This is a genomic window from Dyadobacter sandarakinus, assembly GCF_016894445.1.
GTDB lineage: Bacteria > Bacteroidota > Bacteroidia > Cytophagales > Spirosomataceae > Dyadobacter > Dyadobacter sandarakinus.
Map to the genome: position 1 here is coordinate 308,344 of NZ_CP056775.1, position 16,942 is coordinate 325,285.

Consider the following 16,942-nt stretch of genomic DNA (forward strand, 5'->3'; position numbering starts at 1 on the left):
TTACCATGCTGTTTATTCCCAATCCCAAACTCCGGACATTATGCAAGTACAACATGTCATGGGCAAAAAGCCCATTAATGCCCTTTGGTCGGTTACGAGCTACAACACAGTCTTCGAAGCACTGGAACTGATGGCTGAAAAGAATATCGGTGCGGTGCTGGTGATTGAGGATGACGAGCTGATCGGGATATTTTCTGAGCGGGATTATGCCAGAAAAGTCGTGCTGCAGGGCCGTGCTTCGCGGGATACCATCATCGGCGATGTAATGACAAGCCGCGTGATCACGGTCGAAATTGACCAGAAGATTGAGGAATGTATGCAGATCATGTCGGACCGGCATATCCGGCACTTGCCCGTCAACCGCGGGGGAAAGCTGGTGGGTATCATTTCCATCAATGACATTGTATCTGCCATTATCAGCGAGCAGAAAGAGCACATCAACACCCTCGAAAGCTACATTGCAGGCGTGCCCTACGTCTGAGCATTTTCATTCTTTTTTCAGATTACGTCTTCAAACGGCCTTACCTTGCCTATTTTAGCGCATTGTTTATCTTTGCCGTTCGAAAAAAAAGCGCTTTGCAGATAGTTAACGAAGAGGTCAGGGGTTTGTACGGGGGCAAGGTACGGGTTCGCGTATGCGGTATCTGCATTGAAAATCAACGTATTTTACTGGTCGATCACGCACTGTACGGAGGGCATTTCTGGGTCCCGCCCGGAGGTGGTGTTGACTTTGGCGAGTCTGCACAGGAAGCATTGCGACGCGAGTTCGTGGAAGAAACCGGCCTGGAAATAGCTGTGGGCCGATTAATGTTCGTACATGAACATATTGCCGGAACCCTGCATGGCGTGGAGCTTTTTTTCGAGGTAAACATCATTCGGGGAACGCTGAAAACCGGGATTGATCCTGAGTTATCACCCGAAAGCCAGGTCATTAAAGCAGTAGGTTTTAGGGATTGGGATGAGCTGAGTGCTTTTTCTCCAAATCAGCTTCACCGTATTTTCAGCCTGGTCGGCAGTCTGGATGAAATCGGGTCACTACCTGCATTCATTTCGGCAAAAACCGGTAATCTGTAACATAGTATAACTTTCCGCAGTGATAAATAACGAAAACCAGGTCATTGAAATCATGCCCACGCTCCTGGTAGGCGACAGTTCTTTTGACGCAGGTAGCATTCCTTTTTGTACGCTGTGCATTGAGCTCGACGACCGGCATATCCGCTTCTGTATTGTGCGGGATGAAAAAATGGAGCTGATATGGGTTGAAGATTACAGTTTTGACAGGATACTGGAAGCGTCGGATGTATTTGAAAAACTGAAAAAGATCTTTTCCGCACACACGCGCTGGTCGGGGCAAAGCTGGAAAAATGTACGTATTTCGTTTAACTCAGCGGCATTCAGCCTCATTCCCGATCTGATTTTTGATCCGGCCTCTGTGACCGATTACCTTTCTTTTGCGCTGGGTACCGCAATTCCGGCCGGCGAAAAAGTTCTGTACCATGAAGTACCGCTGGTACATGCACAAAATGTTTTCAGCGTGCCTCAGGCCTGGCACGAATGGATGATCAACCACTTTGGTACGTCCAATATCACATTTTATCACCTGACCGGCCCGCTGATCATCGGTGCGCTGGTAAGTCATGCCGAATACGAAGAGCTGCGGATCGTGTCTGTATATTTTGAAAAAGACAACTTTTTTCTGGTTGTCAGTGAAAGCAAGCAGCTGCTTTTCTGCAACCGGTTCCGTTTTTCAACCGTGCAGGAGCTGGCCTATATCATTCTTTTTACCCTGAACCAGCTCGAACTGCTGCCGGAGGAAATCAAGGTGATCGGTTATGGAGATGTAACCGCGGGCTCGGAAACCTTTGCAGAGCTTTCGCGATTTTTTCCCAATTTGCAGATCGGCAAGGGGCCTACCACACTGAAATACAGCGGGCAGTGTGCGGATGTGCCCGGGCACAAGTATTTTGGTCTTTTTAATACCTACCTGCTCTCATCCTAGTTATTGTTTTATGAAGCGCATAGCACTTTTTCCCGGGTCTTTTGATCCGTTTACCAAGGGCCACGAGGACATTGTGATGCGGGGATTGAGGCTTTTTGACGAAGTTGTGATCGGTATCGGTAACAACGCCAGCAAGAAGCGCTACTTTTCCATAGAGGTGATGCGGGAACTCATTGAGCGCACATTTGACAAACATCCCGCAGTGAGCGTGGTCACCTACGATGATCTTACCGCACATACCGCACGCGAGCTCGGCGCTACTTTTTTGCTGAGAGGACTCAGGAATACCACCGATTTCGAGTATGAAAACGGCATTTCACAGGTGAACCGCTACCTGTATGGAGAAATTGAAACTGTTTTCCTGATTACGTCGCCCAATTTTGCACCCATCAGTTCCAGCATTATCCGCGACCTGCACCGCTACGGGCAGCCCGTGGATAACTTTTTGCCTTATTCCTTATCGGAACTCAACAAGCTGAACAAGGAAAACTGAGCTGATTATTTTACTTTCTGCATTTTACGGAGACTGTCCACTACGTACCGGATGGAGCTGTACGAGTTCACCAGCACGGCCTTGATCTCCTCGGTGTTGCACCATTCCAGCTTTTCGATCTGTTCTTCGGCCTGCGGCTGCATATTAGCATCATTCACGCAGTCAAATAAGTACCACTTGGTGCGTTTCAGGATGCGGTTATTGTTGAGAGCATAGGTATGCCAGGTGGTACAGATTTTCTCCCTTAATGCCACGTTCACGCCTGTTTCTTCTTCTATTTCACGGGCGGCGGCAGTGCGCGAGCTTTCTCCTTTGTCGAGCTTGCCTTTCGGCAGGTCCCACTTTTTGCGGCGGTACATAAACAGCCACTTGCCGTCCTTCACAACTACGCCGCCGGCAGCCTTCACAACTTTATACAAGCCCTTGATTTTTTCTTCCATATCCGCCTTTTCGCGCGTTGCCAAAGTAATGGAGAGCAGCTCCTTAGGGGGTTCCTGTTCCAGCATGTGAATGACCTGGCGTGCCGCAGAAAATGTAGCATTCAGGAAAAGAACATGTCCGGAAAGCATGCCTTTTTGCAGCTTTTCAAGTCTCAGATCAACGATACGGTCGAACGCCGCACTTTCGGCCTGGCTGAGCCTGCTAGCCCGTACAATTTTAAATGGGCGGTCGTCGAAGAAGATGGTCATTGTATAAAAGGTACGTTAAATAGGGCCAAAATTAAGTAAAGAGTTTAGTTTCGACAGAGATTATTATTGATAAATTTGTACTGATATCAAATACAAGGTTCTTGGAACTCCTGATAATACTACTTCTTGTGCTTCTCAATGGTATTTTTTCAATGTCTGAGATAGCATTGGTTTCGTCCCGGAAATCACGTTTGGAAGCAGCTGCAAAAAATGGTGATTCAAGTGCGAAAGCTGCATTGAACCTTGCCAATTCACCCACCCGGTTCCTGTCTACTGTCCAGATCGGTATCACCCTCGTAGGGCTGCTGACGGGTATGTACAGCGGCGACAACATCACTGCGCATTTCGAACAGATGGTATCGTCGGTGGCCTTGTTCCGGCCCTATGCACATTCACTGGCAGTGGGCGCGGTGCTGGTGTTTATAACTTATCTTTCGCTTGTACTCGGTGAGCTCGTTCCCAAACGGATCGGTATGGCCAATCCTGAGGGTATCTCCAAGGTGATGGCTACGCCCATGAACCTGCTTTCCAAGCTTACTGCACCCTTTATTGCACTGCTGGGCTTGTCGAGCGACCTTATCATCAGGCTGATGAACATACGGCCAAGTGAAAATTCCGTGACCGAGGAAGAAATCAAGAGCTTGATACAGGAAGGTACTTCCGGTGGTGTTTTTGAAGAAATAGAGCAGGAAATCGTACACAATGTATTCCAGCTGGGCGACCGGCGGGTGACCTCGCTGATGACCAACCGGCAGGAAATCGTCTGGCTCGACCTGGAAGACACGATGGAAGAGAACAAGGCTAAAATGTTCGAAACGCGCCACTCGGTTTACCCGGTCTGCCGCGGTACGGTGGATGACGTAGTTGGCCTTGTTTATGTAAAAGACCTGATCGCAACCGATATTGAAGCTCAGCTGGCTGCCTTGCAGTCGGTGCTGAAAGATCCGGTATACCTTCCCGAAAGTAACCGGGCTTACCAGGCGCTTGAAAAGTTTAAGGAGCAGCGCGTTTACTTCGGTATTATTGTCGATGAATATGGCGGAATCCTAGGGGTACTTACCATGCACGACATCATGGACGCGCTCGTCGGCGACATTTCGGAGGATAGGGAAGAGGCATTCGAGATCGTGAAGCGGGATGATGGAAGCTACCTGATCGACGCCCAACTGCCGTATGACGACTTCCTGAATTATTTCAGTATTAACATTCCGGAGTCCGAGCGCAAGGAGCTGACAGGCTTTAATACCCTGGGCGGCTTTGTGCTGCATATTCTTGAAAACATCCCGAGAACAGGAGAAAAATTTAAATGGAAGCAGTTCGATTTTGAGGTGATGGACATGGACCGTAGCCGCATCGACAAGCTTTTGGTATACAATCACAATCAAAAAGAAGATTCGGAAGAATAACATGCTCGAAGAACGGAATGTAGAAAAAAGGGTGGCAGAGCTGCTGCTGGAAGCCCGCGCGATCAAGCTGAGCCCTGAAAAACCTTTTCAATGGAGCTCCGGCTGGCTTTCACCTATTTATTGCGACAACAGGGTGGCACTGTCTTACCCCGACACGCGTACCTACATCAAAAAACAGCTTGCAGAACTTGTCAGGAACGTGTACCCGGAAGCCCGGGCAGTGGCCGGCGTAGCTACGGGTGGTATCGCGCAGGGTGCACTTGTGGCCGACATGCTTGAACTTCCGTTTGCCTACGTCAGGCCCGAACCTAAGAAACATGGTATGGGAAACCAGATCGAAGGAAGGCTAGAACCCGGCCAGCCCGTCGTGATCATTGAAGATCTGATTTCAACCGGCGGAAGCTCGCTTAAAGTTGTGGATGTACTGCGCGAAGCCGGAATCGGAATTGCAGGGATGGTGGCGATTTTTACTTATGGTTTTGAAATTGCCGAGCAGAATTTTAAAAATAAAAATGTAAAGTTGACTACGGTGAGCAACTACAATGCATTGATTGATACGGCATTGGAGCACCAGTATATTGATGGTTCGCAGCTGGAAAGTCTGGCCGCCTGGCGGCTTGCTCCGGAAAGCTGGGGTCGCTAGGGACCACGTTGCGGTGTCCGTTCAGGATGCTGCGGACAGTACAATCAGGATGATTTTCGCTGGTAGCGGCGGGCAGCTTCTGTCCGCCGCTAACTTTTTTTGTTGGGCCCCGGGATGTTCTTGCCTGTCAATTGTGCCTATATTGTGCACAAATTGTTCCTGCACCACATAAGATGATAGACGTCGCGTTTCCATACTTTGACACGAATCTTAGCTGGCTATCCAACAATTACCGCCTGTTGCTGGAAGCCAATGATGAAACGGTACCGGTGCGGGAACGCCTGCGTTTTCTGGGCCATTATGCCTACCAGACAAAGGAATTTTTCAGGGTAAGAATCCCCAACCTGCTGGCGATGGGCGAGGTCAGCAATGATATCCGCAACAAGCTTAACCTCTTTCCCGACTCCCTGTTGGAACATGTTTTTGAAACCGTGGACAACCAGCTGCGGGAGTTCAATGACATACTGACCGGCAGCCTGCTGCCTGCATTGCATGAACAGGGGGTGCATCTGTATTACCGGGAGGCATTAGCGCCCGAGCACCTGGGTTTTATCCGCAAGTTTTATATTGAAAAGCTTTTCCGGCATCTTCAGCCGGTTTTTCTCGATAGCCGCCGCAGTGTCAAAACCCCCTTTTTCGAAGCACATAAGATTTACCTGATTGTGCGGATGCAGCATTGGGAAAGTCCGGAAGAAGACTGGTATGCGCTGGTGAATGTGCCTTCGGATCACTTTGGAAGGTTTATTGAACTTCCCGAGCTCGATGGCCGCCGCCACTTTGCTTTCATCGACGATGTGGTTCGTGAAAACCTTTCGCTCCTGTTTGCCGGCTATCAGATCCTCGAAAGTTACGGTATCCGTGCGGAGCGTAATACGGAGCTCATGATCGAGGACGAACATCCGGCACAACTTGCCCAGCGGATTCTTAAACAACTGGAAAAACGGAATTTTGTGCTGCCGGCACAGTACTTCTTCGAGTCGGGAATGCCGCTTTATATCCGTCAGTACCTGGCCGAAAAAGCCGGCATTCCGATGAATGAATTTTATGAGCGCGGGCATTACGTTCACATGCCTGATCTCGCCGGTTTTCCTGCCTTGTCGCGCCGGATGGACTATCCGTATCAAAAGCCGATACCCATGCAGGATCAGGATGATTCGCTGTCTATCTTTGAGTCTTTGCAGAAAGGCGATCAGCTGCTGCACCTGCCTTATCACTCCTACGAACCCATAGCCCGGTTTTTTAATGAGGCTGCGATTGATCCGCATGTGCGCGAAATTCATGTTTCATTATACAAAATCAGCGCAAGCTCATTTTTGCTGAACTCGCTGATCAGTGCATCCCGCAATGGAAAGCGCGTGACTACTTACGTGGAGCTGAATACAAAGCTTGACATCCAGGAAAACCTGCAATGGTCGCGGAAAATGCGCGATGCAGGTGTGAAGATCATGCTCAGCGAGCCCGGTCTGAAGGTACATGCCAAGGTAGCCCTGGTCAAACGGAAGGTACAGAAAGGCTGGGAGCGGTATGCATTTCTGGGAACGGGCGGGTTTCAGCGTTTGACAAGCCGGGAAATCGTCGATCATGCATTATTGACCAGTCACCGCGAGCTGACCAATGAGCTGGAACTCCTGTTTGGGTACCTGTCCACCCAGGATGAGCCCAAAAAGTACAGGTACCTGCCTTTTAACTTTTTAAGCATTACACAATTTAATCTGCAGCGCAGGCTTTTGGACCTGATCGACCGGGAAATTGCCAATTGTAATGCCGGGCTAAAATCCTTTGTAACGATCAAGATCAACCAGTTGCAGGATCATATTCTGATCGACAAGCTTTACCAGGCGGGGCAGGCCGGGGTACCTGTACAGGTTATTGTGAGTGAAAGCTGCGGTCTGATTTCGGGTTTACCATCGATCAGCGACAATATCGTAGTGAGCCGGCATGTTGACCGCTACGTGGAGAATACGCGTATTTTTCATTTTGCCAATCGCGGGAATGATGAAATTTTTCTTTCATCCTGCGACTGGACCCATCGCAACCTGCATCGCCGCATTGATATCTGCTTCCCGGTACTCGATGAAAACTTGAAAAACCAGATGCGGCAGGTACTGCGCAATTATGTCAACGACAACCAGAAGTCGGTGCGGCTGGATCTGTACCAGAACAACCTTCGGATACAGGACGATACCCGCGGGAAGGTACGTGCTCAGGAGGCAAACTACCGCCTGGTAGAAAAGATCGAGAGAACCGGTCCGGTCAGGAAAACAGAGTAATGCAGTTTGAATCCCATTAAAAATCGGGAAAGCCTATCACCTGGCGATAAGGGTTCGTACGGGATGATTTCTCCAAAACTTCACTCGAAAAGCGGCATCGGATTGCCAATCGCCGGTTATGCAGTTGAACCGTAAATGGGGGATGGTTATATTTGAAAGCATATGATTCTTACTCACTCAATAAAGCACCTTTTAGAGCATGGGAATAGTAGAGCGGAGAGAGCGCTTAAGAATACAGGTACGTTCCGATATCGTTAAAACTGCCAAAGAAATTGCCCGTGAAGATGGCTGGCCGGCTGTGTCTATCCGCAAGATCGCTGACGTGATCGAATATAGCCCGCCAATCCTTTATGAATACTTCGAAAGTAAAGATAAGTTGCTTGAAGCGATTCGCGTGGAAGGGTTTGATTTCCTGCAGGCTGAATTTTTAAAAATCAAGACACATTTCAGCAATCCCCAGAAGCAGCTGGTAGAGGTTGCGCAGACGATATGGAACTTTGCAGTGAAAAATCCTGAGGTTTTTCAGGTCATGTTTAATCTGGAAGGTGCTTACTGTGACGCCAAGAAGGTTTATTCCCATGCCATGAATATCACTGGCAATCCGGTATGGGAAATGATAGCGAGCCTGAGGCCGAAGTCAGGGGAGGCTGTAACCAAAACCTATTATGAATGGTGGTGCCTTACTTTTGGTTTTATCAGTATTACCATGACCACCCAGCCGCGGCATGCTTTTCCGCAGGCAGAGCCGGTTTATATGGAAGGAATCCGCCGCTTCATCCGGAGCATTATGTAACGGATGGAGCCGACTGCTGGCGTATCTCTATTTTGCTCTGGTGATAAACCTGCGAAAATGGAGGTACGCTCCTGACGAGCCATGCATTGCCGCCAATCACAGAGTCGTGGCCGATGACCGTATCCCCGCCCAGTATTGTTGCATTTGCATATACCACCACATTATCCTCAATGGTCGGGTGACGCTTGCGGGAAGCGAGTGATTTAGACACATGCGTCGCGCCCAGCGTCACACCCTGATACAACTTCACATTGTTGCCGATGTGCGTAGTTTCACCAATGACCACGCCCGTGCCATGATCAATAAAAAACGAATGTCCGATAACCGCGTTCGGGTGAATATCGATGCCCGTCTGACCATGGGCAAACTCGGTCAGCATGCGGGGCAGGAGCGGGATACCGCAATGCGCAAAGCTATGTGCAAACCGGTACGTTGCGATCGCCATAAAGCCGGGGTACACTGAAATCACTTCCTCAATGCTAACCGACGCAGGATCATTGTCCGTGATGGAACGGGCATCAAGCAGCAGCATGTCGTAAATCTGCGGGATAGAAGCGAACACCTCGTTCAGAATTTCTTCTTTGTCTTTTTCAAGGTGGGGTATCAACGGCTGCAGCATACAGTCCAGATCTTTCCGCAAATCGGCGTATTTCATCGTCAGGTCTTTATTCGGGCAGGCAGGGCAATCCTGACTGATCGGAAAAAGAAAGTTGATCAGGTTCTGGATGAATTTGCCTGCATCCTGACGTGAGGGCAGTTTATACCGGTATTTATCGTTTTGCCGCGACAATCGGGAAAGAAAAGAATCTGGATGATCTGATGTCATTAAACCCTGGTATTAAACTTTTGAGAGGGAACGTTGTGTCCTTGTTTTCTCTGCTAACAAAGAATGCGGCGGAAAAATTTTTGCACCCTGAGCATTTCGAAAAAGTGCATTGAAATTCGGCGAAATTCTATGTTAAGTCGTATATTGAAATATCCTGTAAGTTATTAAATACCGTGGCATTCCCGGAAGTATATGGTCAGTTTTAAATTTCTCCGGAGCACATTATGCTATCTTTTCCTGGCGGCCTCACTTACTTCGTGTTTTTCCAAGTACACCATTACAGCGAAGCAGGTCAGGAAACATTATGCGCTTAAAAAGGTAAAGCCTGAAGAATATATCATCAAAAATGACACACTAACCCTTTGTGTGGCGAGTGTGGGTGCCGATACCCTTCCGATGCTGCTGCTGATCCATGGCGCACCCGGCTCATTATGGGGTTACATGAACCTGATGGATGATCAGGACCTGCAAAAAAATTTCCACATTGTGTCTGTGGACAGAGTGGGCTATGGAAAGTCACGTCTCAAAAAACTCCGGCATGTAACTTCCATTGAGATGCAGGCCAACTCCCTGCTCCCTGTACTGGCCATGAATAAGAGCAAGCAGAAGATTACCGTGCTGGGCAGGTCGTACGGTGCCCCGATCGCTGCCAAATTTGCCTCCCTCGTACCCGATCAGGTTAAGGAGCTGGTGATGGTATCTCCGGTGATCGATCCGGAAAGAGAAAAGTTTTACTGGTTTTCCAAATGGGGTCGCAATGCATTTATCCAGCTTTTCCTTCCGGGCGAATTCAATACAGCTACTGCGGAGAAATACAGCCATTCTAACGAATTGAAAAAGATCCTTCCCATCTGGCAGGATCTCACAATGCCTACGACAGTTATCCAGGGTGGAAACGACTGGATCGCCGATCCGAAAAATATTGACTTTGCCAAAAAGCACATCAAGAGCAAGCGCGCCCAATACATTTATCTGTATAATGCCGGGCATATGATCACCTACACGCATCTTTCCATGATCAAGGAGCTGTTGCTGAGAGGCCAGCTGGTACGTGATGGCATTACTTCCGTCTCGGTTCCTCCGGCTGCCGAAGTTTCCTCGGGGAACTGATATCAGCGTTTACAAAAATAAAGGGCTGTCAGATGGCAGCCCTTTATTTTTACATAAATTCTTGAAAGCCGTGATTTGCAGGCAGGCTGAAATGTAAGTTTCAACCATTTACCATGATTCCGGTTGCTCAGTGCATGACCTTCTGGGTAACGGTGTCGGTACCATTATCGGCCTTGATAAGATAAATGCCGCTTGGAAGACGGGAAAGATCAAAGACTTCGTCCGTAGCTACTACTGCCGCCTTGGTGTTTGTCTTCCGCAGAATTCTTCCTTTCAGATCAATAAGCTGCATGCTGATTACGGCACGGTTCCGGCTGTATACTTTTGCATTTACGTAACTATCGGTCGGATTGGGGTAGGCTTCAATCGAAAGTGAAAGGCCTTGCCCATCCAGGCCCGGATTCGACGTGATGACTCCGCCATCCTCAGCCGATTCGTAAGGCGGTATTTCCACGGTAGGCCCACCTTTGTCTGTCACAGAAATGGCACCTTCCCGGTAACTTTCCGATATTTTTGCACCATCGCGCCATTCATCCACCACAATTGCATAGAGGTAGACACCTACTACTTCGGGTGCCTGCCAGACCAGCTTTTTCTGCGCAGGATCAATCTTGAATATGCCTTTTGCACTGATTTCGTTCGGGTACACGTAACCTTTTTCAAGCATGCGCACGCCACAGGTACCCGGCGAAGCACCGCTGAGTCGCTGCACACGTACCGAAACGCTGTCTGACTCGGTACCCCGCGGGGTAAGATCTACGGAAAATACCTGCCGGATTCCCGCTTCGAAATTGAGATATGGCAATACGGGTGTTGCATTGCTGAACTTCGTATTAACGATCGTCCACAAAAACATAGGCTTGTTCTGCGAGTTGGTCAGGTTAAGGGAGTTTACCCTGTTGTTCAAAGAAACCGAAACCTGAAACATGTCGGCGGATGGAAATGTATGCCGCCCGACATAGTCGCCTACCGCAATGCCGCTGAGCCCGGGAAGATCGGTGTATGACTTACGGGAAAACGTGGCTGTGTCACCATCACCGAAACAAACGGAAACTAACTGTTGTGAATCAGCAGCGCCTCCTCCGTTTGCCCTGTCAAAGTACACCCTTACGGTAATATCGAAAGTCTGACCCGACACATGCGACGCAAGTATTTCGCCACCTCTAAGGTGTGTGGCGAGCGCGGCCGGGCCTGATATAAGCAGCAGAAGCAGGAATAGGTAAATAGATTTCATATATACATCGAGTGCCGGTAAGTAACGGTTTTATTATGTTGAAAACGTCGGTGTAAAGGTTATTTGTATCGAAAGGTTAGTCTTTATAAATCAGAATCTCGCTTTTTTCATCACTTTTGATGTAACCGCGGTACATTCCCTCGCTGTTGAATGGCATCGAGATGTTGCCCTGCCTGTCCAGCGCGATCACACCTCCTTCGCCGCCACGCTCAACCAGCTTTTTCATCACCACCTCTCTGGCAGCTTCATCCAAAGTCATGCCTTTGTATTCCATCAAAGCAGAAATATCGTAAGCCACCACCGAGCGGATAAAGTACTCGCCATGTCCCGTGGCCGACACTGCGCAGGTATTGTTATTGGCATAAGTACCCGCCCCGATCACCGGAGCATCCCCGATGCGTCCATAACGTTTGTTGGTCATACCGCCTGTAGAAGTCCCCGCCGCTAGGTTCCCGAAGCGGTCCAGTGCCACGCAGCCTACCGTTCCGTACTTTTTTCCTTCATCAAAAATCAGGTTTTCAGGCGCATTCATGCCCGACTTAGGGCCTTTTTTCAGTGCTTTCTCGTCTTTGGCATTGTGGTCCAGCTCTGTTTTCTCCTCTTCCCGGGCTCGCTGCAGAGCCTTGTACCTGCTTTCGGTATAAAAGTAGGAGGGATCCACGATTTCCAGCCCTTTTTCCCTGGCAAACTCCTCCGCTCCCCTCCCGGCCATCATCACATGCGGCGATTTTTCCATAACCGCAATCGCAGCACTGATCGGGTTCCGGATCGTGGTCACGCCCGCTATGGATCCTGCTTTCAGGGATTGGCCTTCCATAACAGAAGCATCCAGCTCGTTTTTGCCCTCGTGCGTAAACACGGCACCTTTTCCCGCATTGAAGAGGGGCGAATCCTCCATCACGCGGATCGCTGCTTCCACAGCCTGCACGCTCGTGCCACCTTTTTTCAGTACATCATACCCTTTATGCAAAGCCAGCTGCATGCCTTCCCGGTAGGCTTTTTCTTTCTCCGGCGTCATGTTGGCACGCGTGATTGTACCGGCACCACCATGAATGACAAGCGTGATTTTATCCGAAAAATCCTGTGCAAATGCGGGCAGCATGGTCATTATGGCAAATAATGTGAACAAGCATTTCATCCTGGTGTCGAAAAGGTGAGCAAGCCAAAACTAGCAACTTTGCGGCTAAAACCATTGCAGAAAGTAGCGGCGTTTTGGGCAGTTCTTTGTAATTATGCCGCTGCTATTGTCGATCTAAACACTTTTTCATGAAAAAATTTACATGGTGCCTGCTCATTCTTCTTGCCTGTATACGGACGCAGGCGCAGGAAACGTCCAACTGGAAATATGTTGAAGGGAAAATTGTCACCGAGTGGGCCGCCAAGGTAGTGCCGGCCAATGTCCATGCCGAATACCCACGCCCGCAGCTGGTACGGCAGCACTGGTTCAACATCAATGGGCTGTGGGACTATGCTATTTTGCCCAAGGCATCGGGAGAAACTGTTCCGCCTGCCTTTCAGGGTAAAATCCTGGTACCATTCGCCGTAGAATCTTCCTTGTCGGGAGTGGGTAAAACGGTGGGGAAGGACAGCATCCTATGGTACCACCGCGTTTTTGATTTTTCATCTAAACTGAAATCACAGCGCGTGCTGCTGCATTTCGGTGCGGTAGACTGGAAGTGTGACGTTTTTGTAAATGGGAAACCAGCGGGTACGCACCAGGGAGGCTACGATCCTTTCACCTTTGATATTACTGATTTACTCTCCAAAAAGAAGCAGCAGGAAATCACCGTGAAAGTATGGGATCCCAGCAGCGATGGTCCGCAGCCGCGCGGCAAGCAGATCAAAAATCCCCACGCCATCTGGTACACGCCGGTGACCGGGATCTGGCAAACCGTGTGGATTGAAACCGTTGCCGATGCATACATTACCGACCTGCCTTACACAGCCGACATCGACCAGCAGACCCTCAAAATTACGCCGAAAGTAGCGCGGGCGGCTGCCGGGGATATGGTGAAAATCGTTGCCCTCGACGGACAGACGAAGGTTGCCGAACAGTCGTGTGCGCCCGGAAGCGAATGCACGCTCAGCATTGCAAATGCAAAGTTGTGGTCACCTGAAAATCCGTTTCTGTACGACCTGATGGTGACGGTAACCCGCGGTGGAAAAGTGGTGGATGAGGCTAAAAGTTACTTTGCCATGCGCAAGATCAGCATGCAGGCTGATGCTGCGGGCATTCAGCGTATGATGCTCAACAACAAGTTTCTATTTCAGTATGGCCCCCTCGACCAGGGCTGGTGGCCTGACGGCCTTTATACCGCACCGACGGATGAAGCCTTGAAGTTTGACATCATCAAAACGAAAGAAATGGGCTTCAATATGATCCGGAAGCACGTAAAAGTGGAGCCTGCACGCTGGTACCGGTACTGCGACGAGCTGGGTATGCTTGTATGGCAGGATATGCCAAGCGGCGATCTCGGCAACGAGTGGAACCCACACCCGGGTATCACCGGCAATGAAAGCGAGCAGCAGCGCACGCCGGAATCAGAAAATATCTATAAAACAGAGTGGAAGGCGATCATGGATGCCAACAGGCATTTTCCTTCAATTGTAGTGTGGGTACCTTTCAATGAGGCATGGGGCCAGTTTAAAACCACCGAAATCACAGAATGGACTATGCAGTATGATCCGACCCGGCTTGTAAACAGTGCGAGCGGCGGTAACTTTTTTCCGACCGGCCATATTGTGGATTTACATAATTACCCGGCCCCTGCCATGCCGCGACCCGATTTGTTTGGTGCCAAGCAGGTGATTGTACTGGGGGAATTCGGCGGGCTCGGACTGCCGGTAAACGATCATACATGGCAGCAAAAAGACAACTGGGGTTATCAGACATTCAAGAATCCGGAAGAGCTGTATGCCCGGTACGAAACCTTCATTAAGAGGTTTGAGCCACTGATCAGAAAAGGGCTTTCGGCCGCAGTTTACACCCAAACGACAGACGTGGAAGTGGAGACGAACGGGCTTATGACTTATGACCGGAAGGTGATCAAGTTTCCGGAGGCAAAACTGAAAGAAATACATTCGAAGCTGTACAATCCTGCATTTGTCCAGTTCAAGTAAAAAAGAAGCGTCCCGGATAGCTCCGGGACGTTTTTGCTTTCTTACATCTTCATTTGTGCCTCTACGACGGCAATTGCAACCATATTCACAATCTCGCGTACCGAGCTGCCCAGCTGCAGTACGTGTACGGGTTTTTTCAATCCCAGCAGGATAGGTCCGATCGTTTCCAGCTCGGCTACCTCTTTCAGAAGGTTATAGGCAATGTTACTCGCCGAAAGATTGGGGAATATAAGCGTATTGGCGCCACCTTCAACCAGGTCGCTGAATGGATGATTCTCTTTCAGCAGTGTTGTATTGAAGGCAAGGTGAGCCTGGATTTCGCCCTCTACGGTCATCGACGGGTTTCTCTTTTTGAGAATAGCTGTCGCCTCGCGCATCTTTTCGGCATCTTCTCCGCCTGCACTGCCATAGTTGGCATAAGTAACCAGCGCAATCCGCGGCTGAATGTTGAAACTCTCGACCGCTTTCGCAGTCAGCTCGGTAATTTCAACAATATCATTTACGGATGGGTTAAGGTTCACAGTGGTATCCGAGAAAAAAAGCGGCCCTTTGGGCGTGAGAAGGATATACATACCCGCCACCTTGTTGACACCTTCCTGTTTTCCGATCACATGCAAGGCCGGGCGGATCGTATCCGGGTAGGTCCTCGTCAAACCGGAAATGAGCGCCTCCGCTTCTCCGTTTTCCACCATCATTGCGCCATAGTAGTTTTTAAACAGCATGGTACGACGGGCTTCAATGGGGGTTAATCCCTTTCGTTTCCGCTTGTCATATAGCAGGGTTGCGTATTTTTCTACCATTTGCTCACTTTCCGATGCGCGCGGATCAATGATGGTGACATCACCGAGGTCAAGCTGGCTTTCACTGATCAGGTGCTGAATCGCATCTTTTCCACCCAGCAGAATCGGTACAGCAATGCCTTCGTCACGTACCTGCTGCGCTGCCCGCAATACCTGAATGTTTTCAGCATCTGCAAATACAACTCTCTTGGGCGCGAGTTTGGCTTTACTAAGAATCACCCGGGAGATCTGCTCATTGCGACCGAGACGGCCCGACAATTCCTGCTCATAGGCATCCCAGTCCGTAATCACCTTGCGGGCTACGCCGGTGTCAATCGCAGCACGGGCTACTGCAGGTGCCACTGTGGTAAGCAGGCGCGGGTCTACGGGTTTGGGTATGATGTAATTTTTTCCGAACACAATGTTCGTTTCATTGTAAGCCAGGTTGACGATATCCGGAACTGGCTTTTTGGCCAGATCTGCCAGCGCGTGTACGGCAGCCAGCTTCATTTCTTCGTTAATTTCCGTAGCACGAACATCCAGCGCACCCCTGAAAATGTAGGGAAAACCCAGTACGTTGTTGACCTGATTGGGATAATCCGAGCGGCCGGTAGCCATGATCACGTCCTCCCTTGCTTCCACAGCGTCGGGGTAGGGGATTTCGGGATTGGGATTCGCCATAGCCAGTACGATGGGATCTTTGGCCATCGACTTCACCATATTCTTGGAAACAATATCGGCAGTGGAGAGGCCCAGGAACAAATCGGCACCTTTCATGGCATCTTCGAGCGACTCGTAAGCAACATCCGTAGCGAACTGCTTTTTCATTTCACCGAGATCTGTACGACCATTGTGAATATGTCCTTTCGTATCGAACATTGCCACATTTTTTGGATTTACACCCAATGAAAGGTACAGTTTGGTACACGAAACTGCCGATGCACCCGCGCCGGAAACAACCACGCGGATATCGCCGATCTGCTTGTTAACAAGTTCCAGTGCATTGAGCATGGCTGCGGCGCTGATGATGGCAGTACCATGCTGGTCGTCGTGCATGACGGGAATATTCAGCTCTTTTTTGAGCCGCGACTCGATTTCAAAGCATTCGGGAGCCTTGATATCTTCGAGGTTTACACCGCCGAATGTAGGTTCGAGAATTTTGACGGTACGCACAAACTCGTCCACGTCTTTGGTATTAAGCTCTATATCAAATACGTCGATATCTGCATATATCTTGAAGAGCAATCCTTTTCCTTCCATCACCGGCTTGGAAGCCTCAGGTCCTATATCACCCAGGCCCAGTACGGCCGTACCATTGCTGATCACTGCTACCAGATTTCCTTTGGCAGTGTAAATGTATGCGTCTTCAATATTTTCAGCTATTTCAAGGCAGGGCTCGGCTACACCGGGCGAGTAGGCTAATGTGAGGTCTCTTTGTGTGCTGGTCTCTTTGGTAGGGATCACCTGGATTTTGCCGGGCCTCCCTTTGGAATGGTAGTACAGGGCATCCTCTTTCCTGATCTTTTTGTTCATACATCATAGACGATTAGTTCGTGGCTAAGGTACAAACATTCATTCCA

15 protein-coding genes are annotated in these 16,942 nt (G+C 49.5%); 10 read left to right on the plus strand and 5 right to left on the minus strand.

The window, feature by feature from the left end:
• Window positions 1-58: 58 nt before the first annotated feature.
• The 4 genes from HWI92_RS01165 (at window position 59) to coaD (ending at window position 2,492) form a co-directional block, all read left to right on the plus strand.
• A complete protein-coding gene (locus tag HWI92_RS01165; RefSeq protein WP_374757910.1) occupies window positions 59-481 on the plus strand; it encodes a CBS domain-containing protein in 423 nt (140 codons plus the stop codon).
• Window positions 482-576: 95 nt separating this feature from the next.
• Window positions 577-1,074: an NUDIX domain-containing protein gene (locus HWI92_RS01170; RefSeq protein ID WP_204660382.1), complete on the plus strand. Its 498-nt coding sequence runs from the start codon at window positions 577-579 to the stop codon at window positions 1,072-1,074.
• Between the two features lie 19 nt (window positions 1,075-1,093).
• Window positions 1,094-1,999 (plus strand): DUF3822 family protein, encoded by a 906-nt coding sequence (locus HWI92_RS01175; protein ID WP_204660383.1) that lies wholly within the window; start codon window positions 1,094-1,096, stop codon window positions 1,997-1,999.
• Between the two features lie 10 nt (window positions 2,000-2,009).
• Window positions 2,010-2,492 (plus strand): pantetheine-phosphate adenylyltransferase, encoded by a 483-nt coding sequence (coaD, locus tag HWI92_RS01180; RefSeq protein ID WP_204660384.1) that lies wholly within the window; start codon window positions 2,010-2,012, stop codon window positions 2,490-2,492.
• A gap of 5 nt (window positions 2,493-2,497) precedes the next feature.
• On the opposite strand, the gene HWI92_RS25470 is transcribed toward coaD, so the two are convergent.
• Window positions 2,498-3,181: an NUDIX hydrolase gene (locus HWI92_RS25470; RefSeq protein WP_204660385.1), complete on the minus strand. Its 684-nt coding sequence runs from the start codon at window positions 3,179-3,181 to the stop codon at window positions 2,498-2,500.
• Window positions 3,182-3,282: 101 nt separating this feature from the next.
• Here HWI92_RS25470 and HWI92_RS01190 point away from each other — a divergent pair, with 101 nt between their 5' ends.
• The 4 genes from HWI92_RS01190 (at window position 3,283) to HWI92_RS01205 (ending at window position 8,293) form a co-directional block, all read left to right on the plus strand.
• Window positions 3,283-4,587 carry a hemolysin family protein gene (locus HWI92_RS01190; protein WP_204660386.1) on the plus strand — a complete coding sequence of 435 codons (1,305 nt, stop codon included), beginning with the start codon at window positions 3,283-3,285 and terminating at the stop codon, window positions 4,585-4,587.
• Between the two features lies 1 nt (window position 4,588).
• Window positions 4,589-5,230: an orotate phosphoribosyltransferase gene (pyrE, locus tag HWI92_RS01195; protein ID WP_204660387.1), complete on the plus strand. Its 642-nt coding sequence runs from the start codon at window positions 4,589-4,591 to the stop codon at window positions 5,228-5,230.
• A 173-nt stretch (window positions 5,231-5,403) separates the two neighbouring features.
• Entirely contained in the window at window positions 5,404-7,500 is a 2,097-nt protein-coding gene (gene ppk1, locus HWI92_RS01200; RefSeq protein ID WP_204660388.1) for a polyphosphate kinase 1, read from the plus strand.
• Window positions 7,501-7,699: 199 nt separating this feature from the next.
• Window positions 7,700-8,293 carry a TetR/AcrR family transcriptional regulator gene (locus tag HWI92_RS01205; RefSeq protein WP_204660389.1) on the plus strand — a complete coding sequence of 198 codons (594 nt, stop codon included), beginning with the start codon at window positions 7,700-7,702 and terminating at the stop codon, window positions 8,291-8,293.
• On the opposite strand, the gene epsC is transcribed toward HWI92_RS01205, so the two are convergent.
• A complete protein-coding gene (epsC, locus tag HWI92_RS01210; RefSeq protein WP_204660390.1) occupies window positions 8,286-9,119 on the minus strand; it encodes a serine O-acetyltransferase EpsC in 834 nt (277 codons plus the stop codon). The genes HWI92_RS01205 and epsC overlap by 8 nt on opposite strands.
• Window positions 9,120-9,311: 192 nt before the next feature.
• On the opposite strand from epsC, the gene HWI92_RS01215 reads away from it, so the two are divergent.
• Window positions 9,312-10,229, plus strand: coding sequence for an alpha/beta fold hydrolase (locus HWI92_RS01215; RefSeq protein ID WP_204660391.1), 918 nt, complete (start codon window positions 9,312-9,314; stop codon window positions 10,227-10,229).
• 127 nt (window positions 10,230-10,356) lie between these two features.
• Here HWI92_RS01215 and HWI92_RS01220 read toward each other — a convergent pair whose 3' ends face one another.
• Together HWI92_RS01220 and HWI92_RS01225 are read right to left on the minus strand one after the other, a co-directional pair.
• On the minus strand, window positions 10,357-11,463 hold the full coding sequence (locus tag HWI92_RS01220; RefSeq protein WP_204660392.1) for a T9SS type A sorting domain-containing protein: 1,107 nt from the start codon (window positions 11,461-11,463) through the stop codon (window positions 10,357-10,359).
• A gap of 76 nt (window positions 11,464-11,539) precedes the next feature.
• Window positions 11,540-12,571, minus strand: a complete 1,032-nt coding sequence (locus HWI92_RS01225) for an isoaspartyl peptidase/L-asparaginase family protein (protein WP_229248690.1) — start codon at window positions 12,569-12,571, stop codon at window positions 11,540-11,542.
• Between the two features lie 158 nt (window positions 12,572-12,729).
• Here HWI92_RS01225 and HWI92_RS01230 point away from each other — a divergent pair, with 158 nt between their 5' ends.
• The gene (locus tag HWI92_RS01230; protein WP_204660394.1) at window positions 12,730-14,583 is read left to right on the plus strand and encodes a glycoside hydrolase family 2 protein; all 1,854 of its coding nucleotides are present in this window, start codon (window positions 12,730-12,732) and stop codon (window positions 14,581-14,583) included.
• A gap of 41 nt (window positions 14,584-14,624) precedes the next feature.
• Here HWI92_RS01230 and HWI92_RS01235 read toward each other — a convergent pair whose 3' ends face one another.
• A complete protein-coding gene (locus HWI92_RS01235; RefSeq protein WP_204660395.1) occupies window positions 14,625-16,895 on the minus strand; it encodes an NADP-dependent malic enzyme in 2,271 nt (756 codons plus the stop codon).
• Window positions 16,896-16,942: the final 47 nt, after the last annotated feature.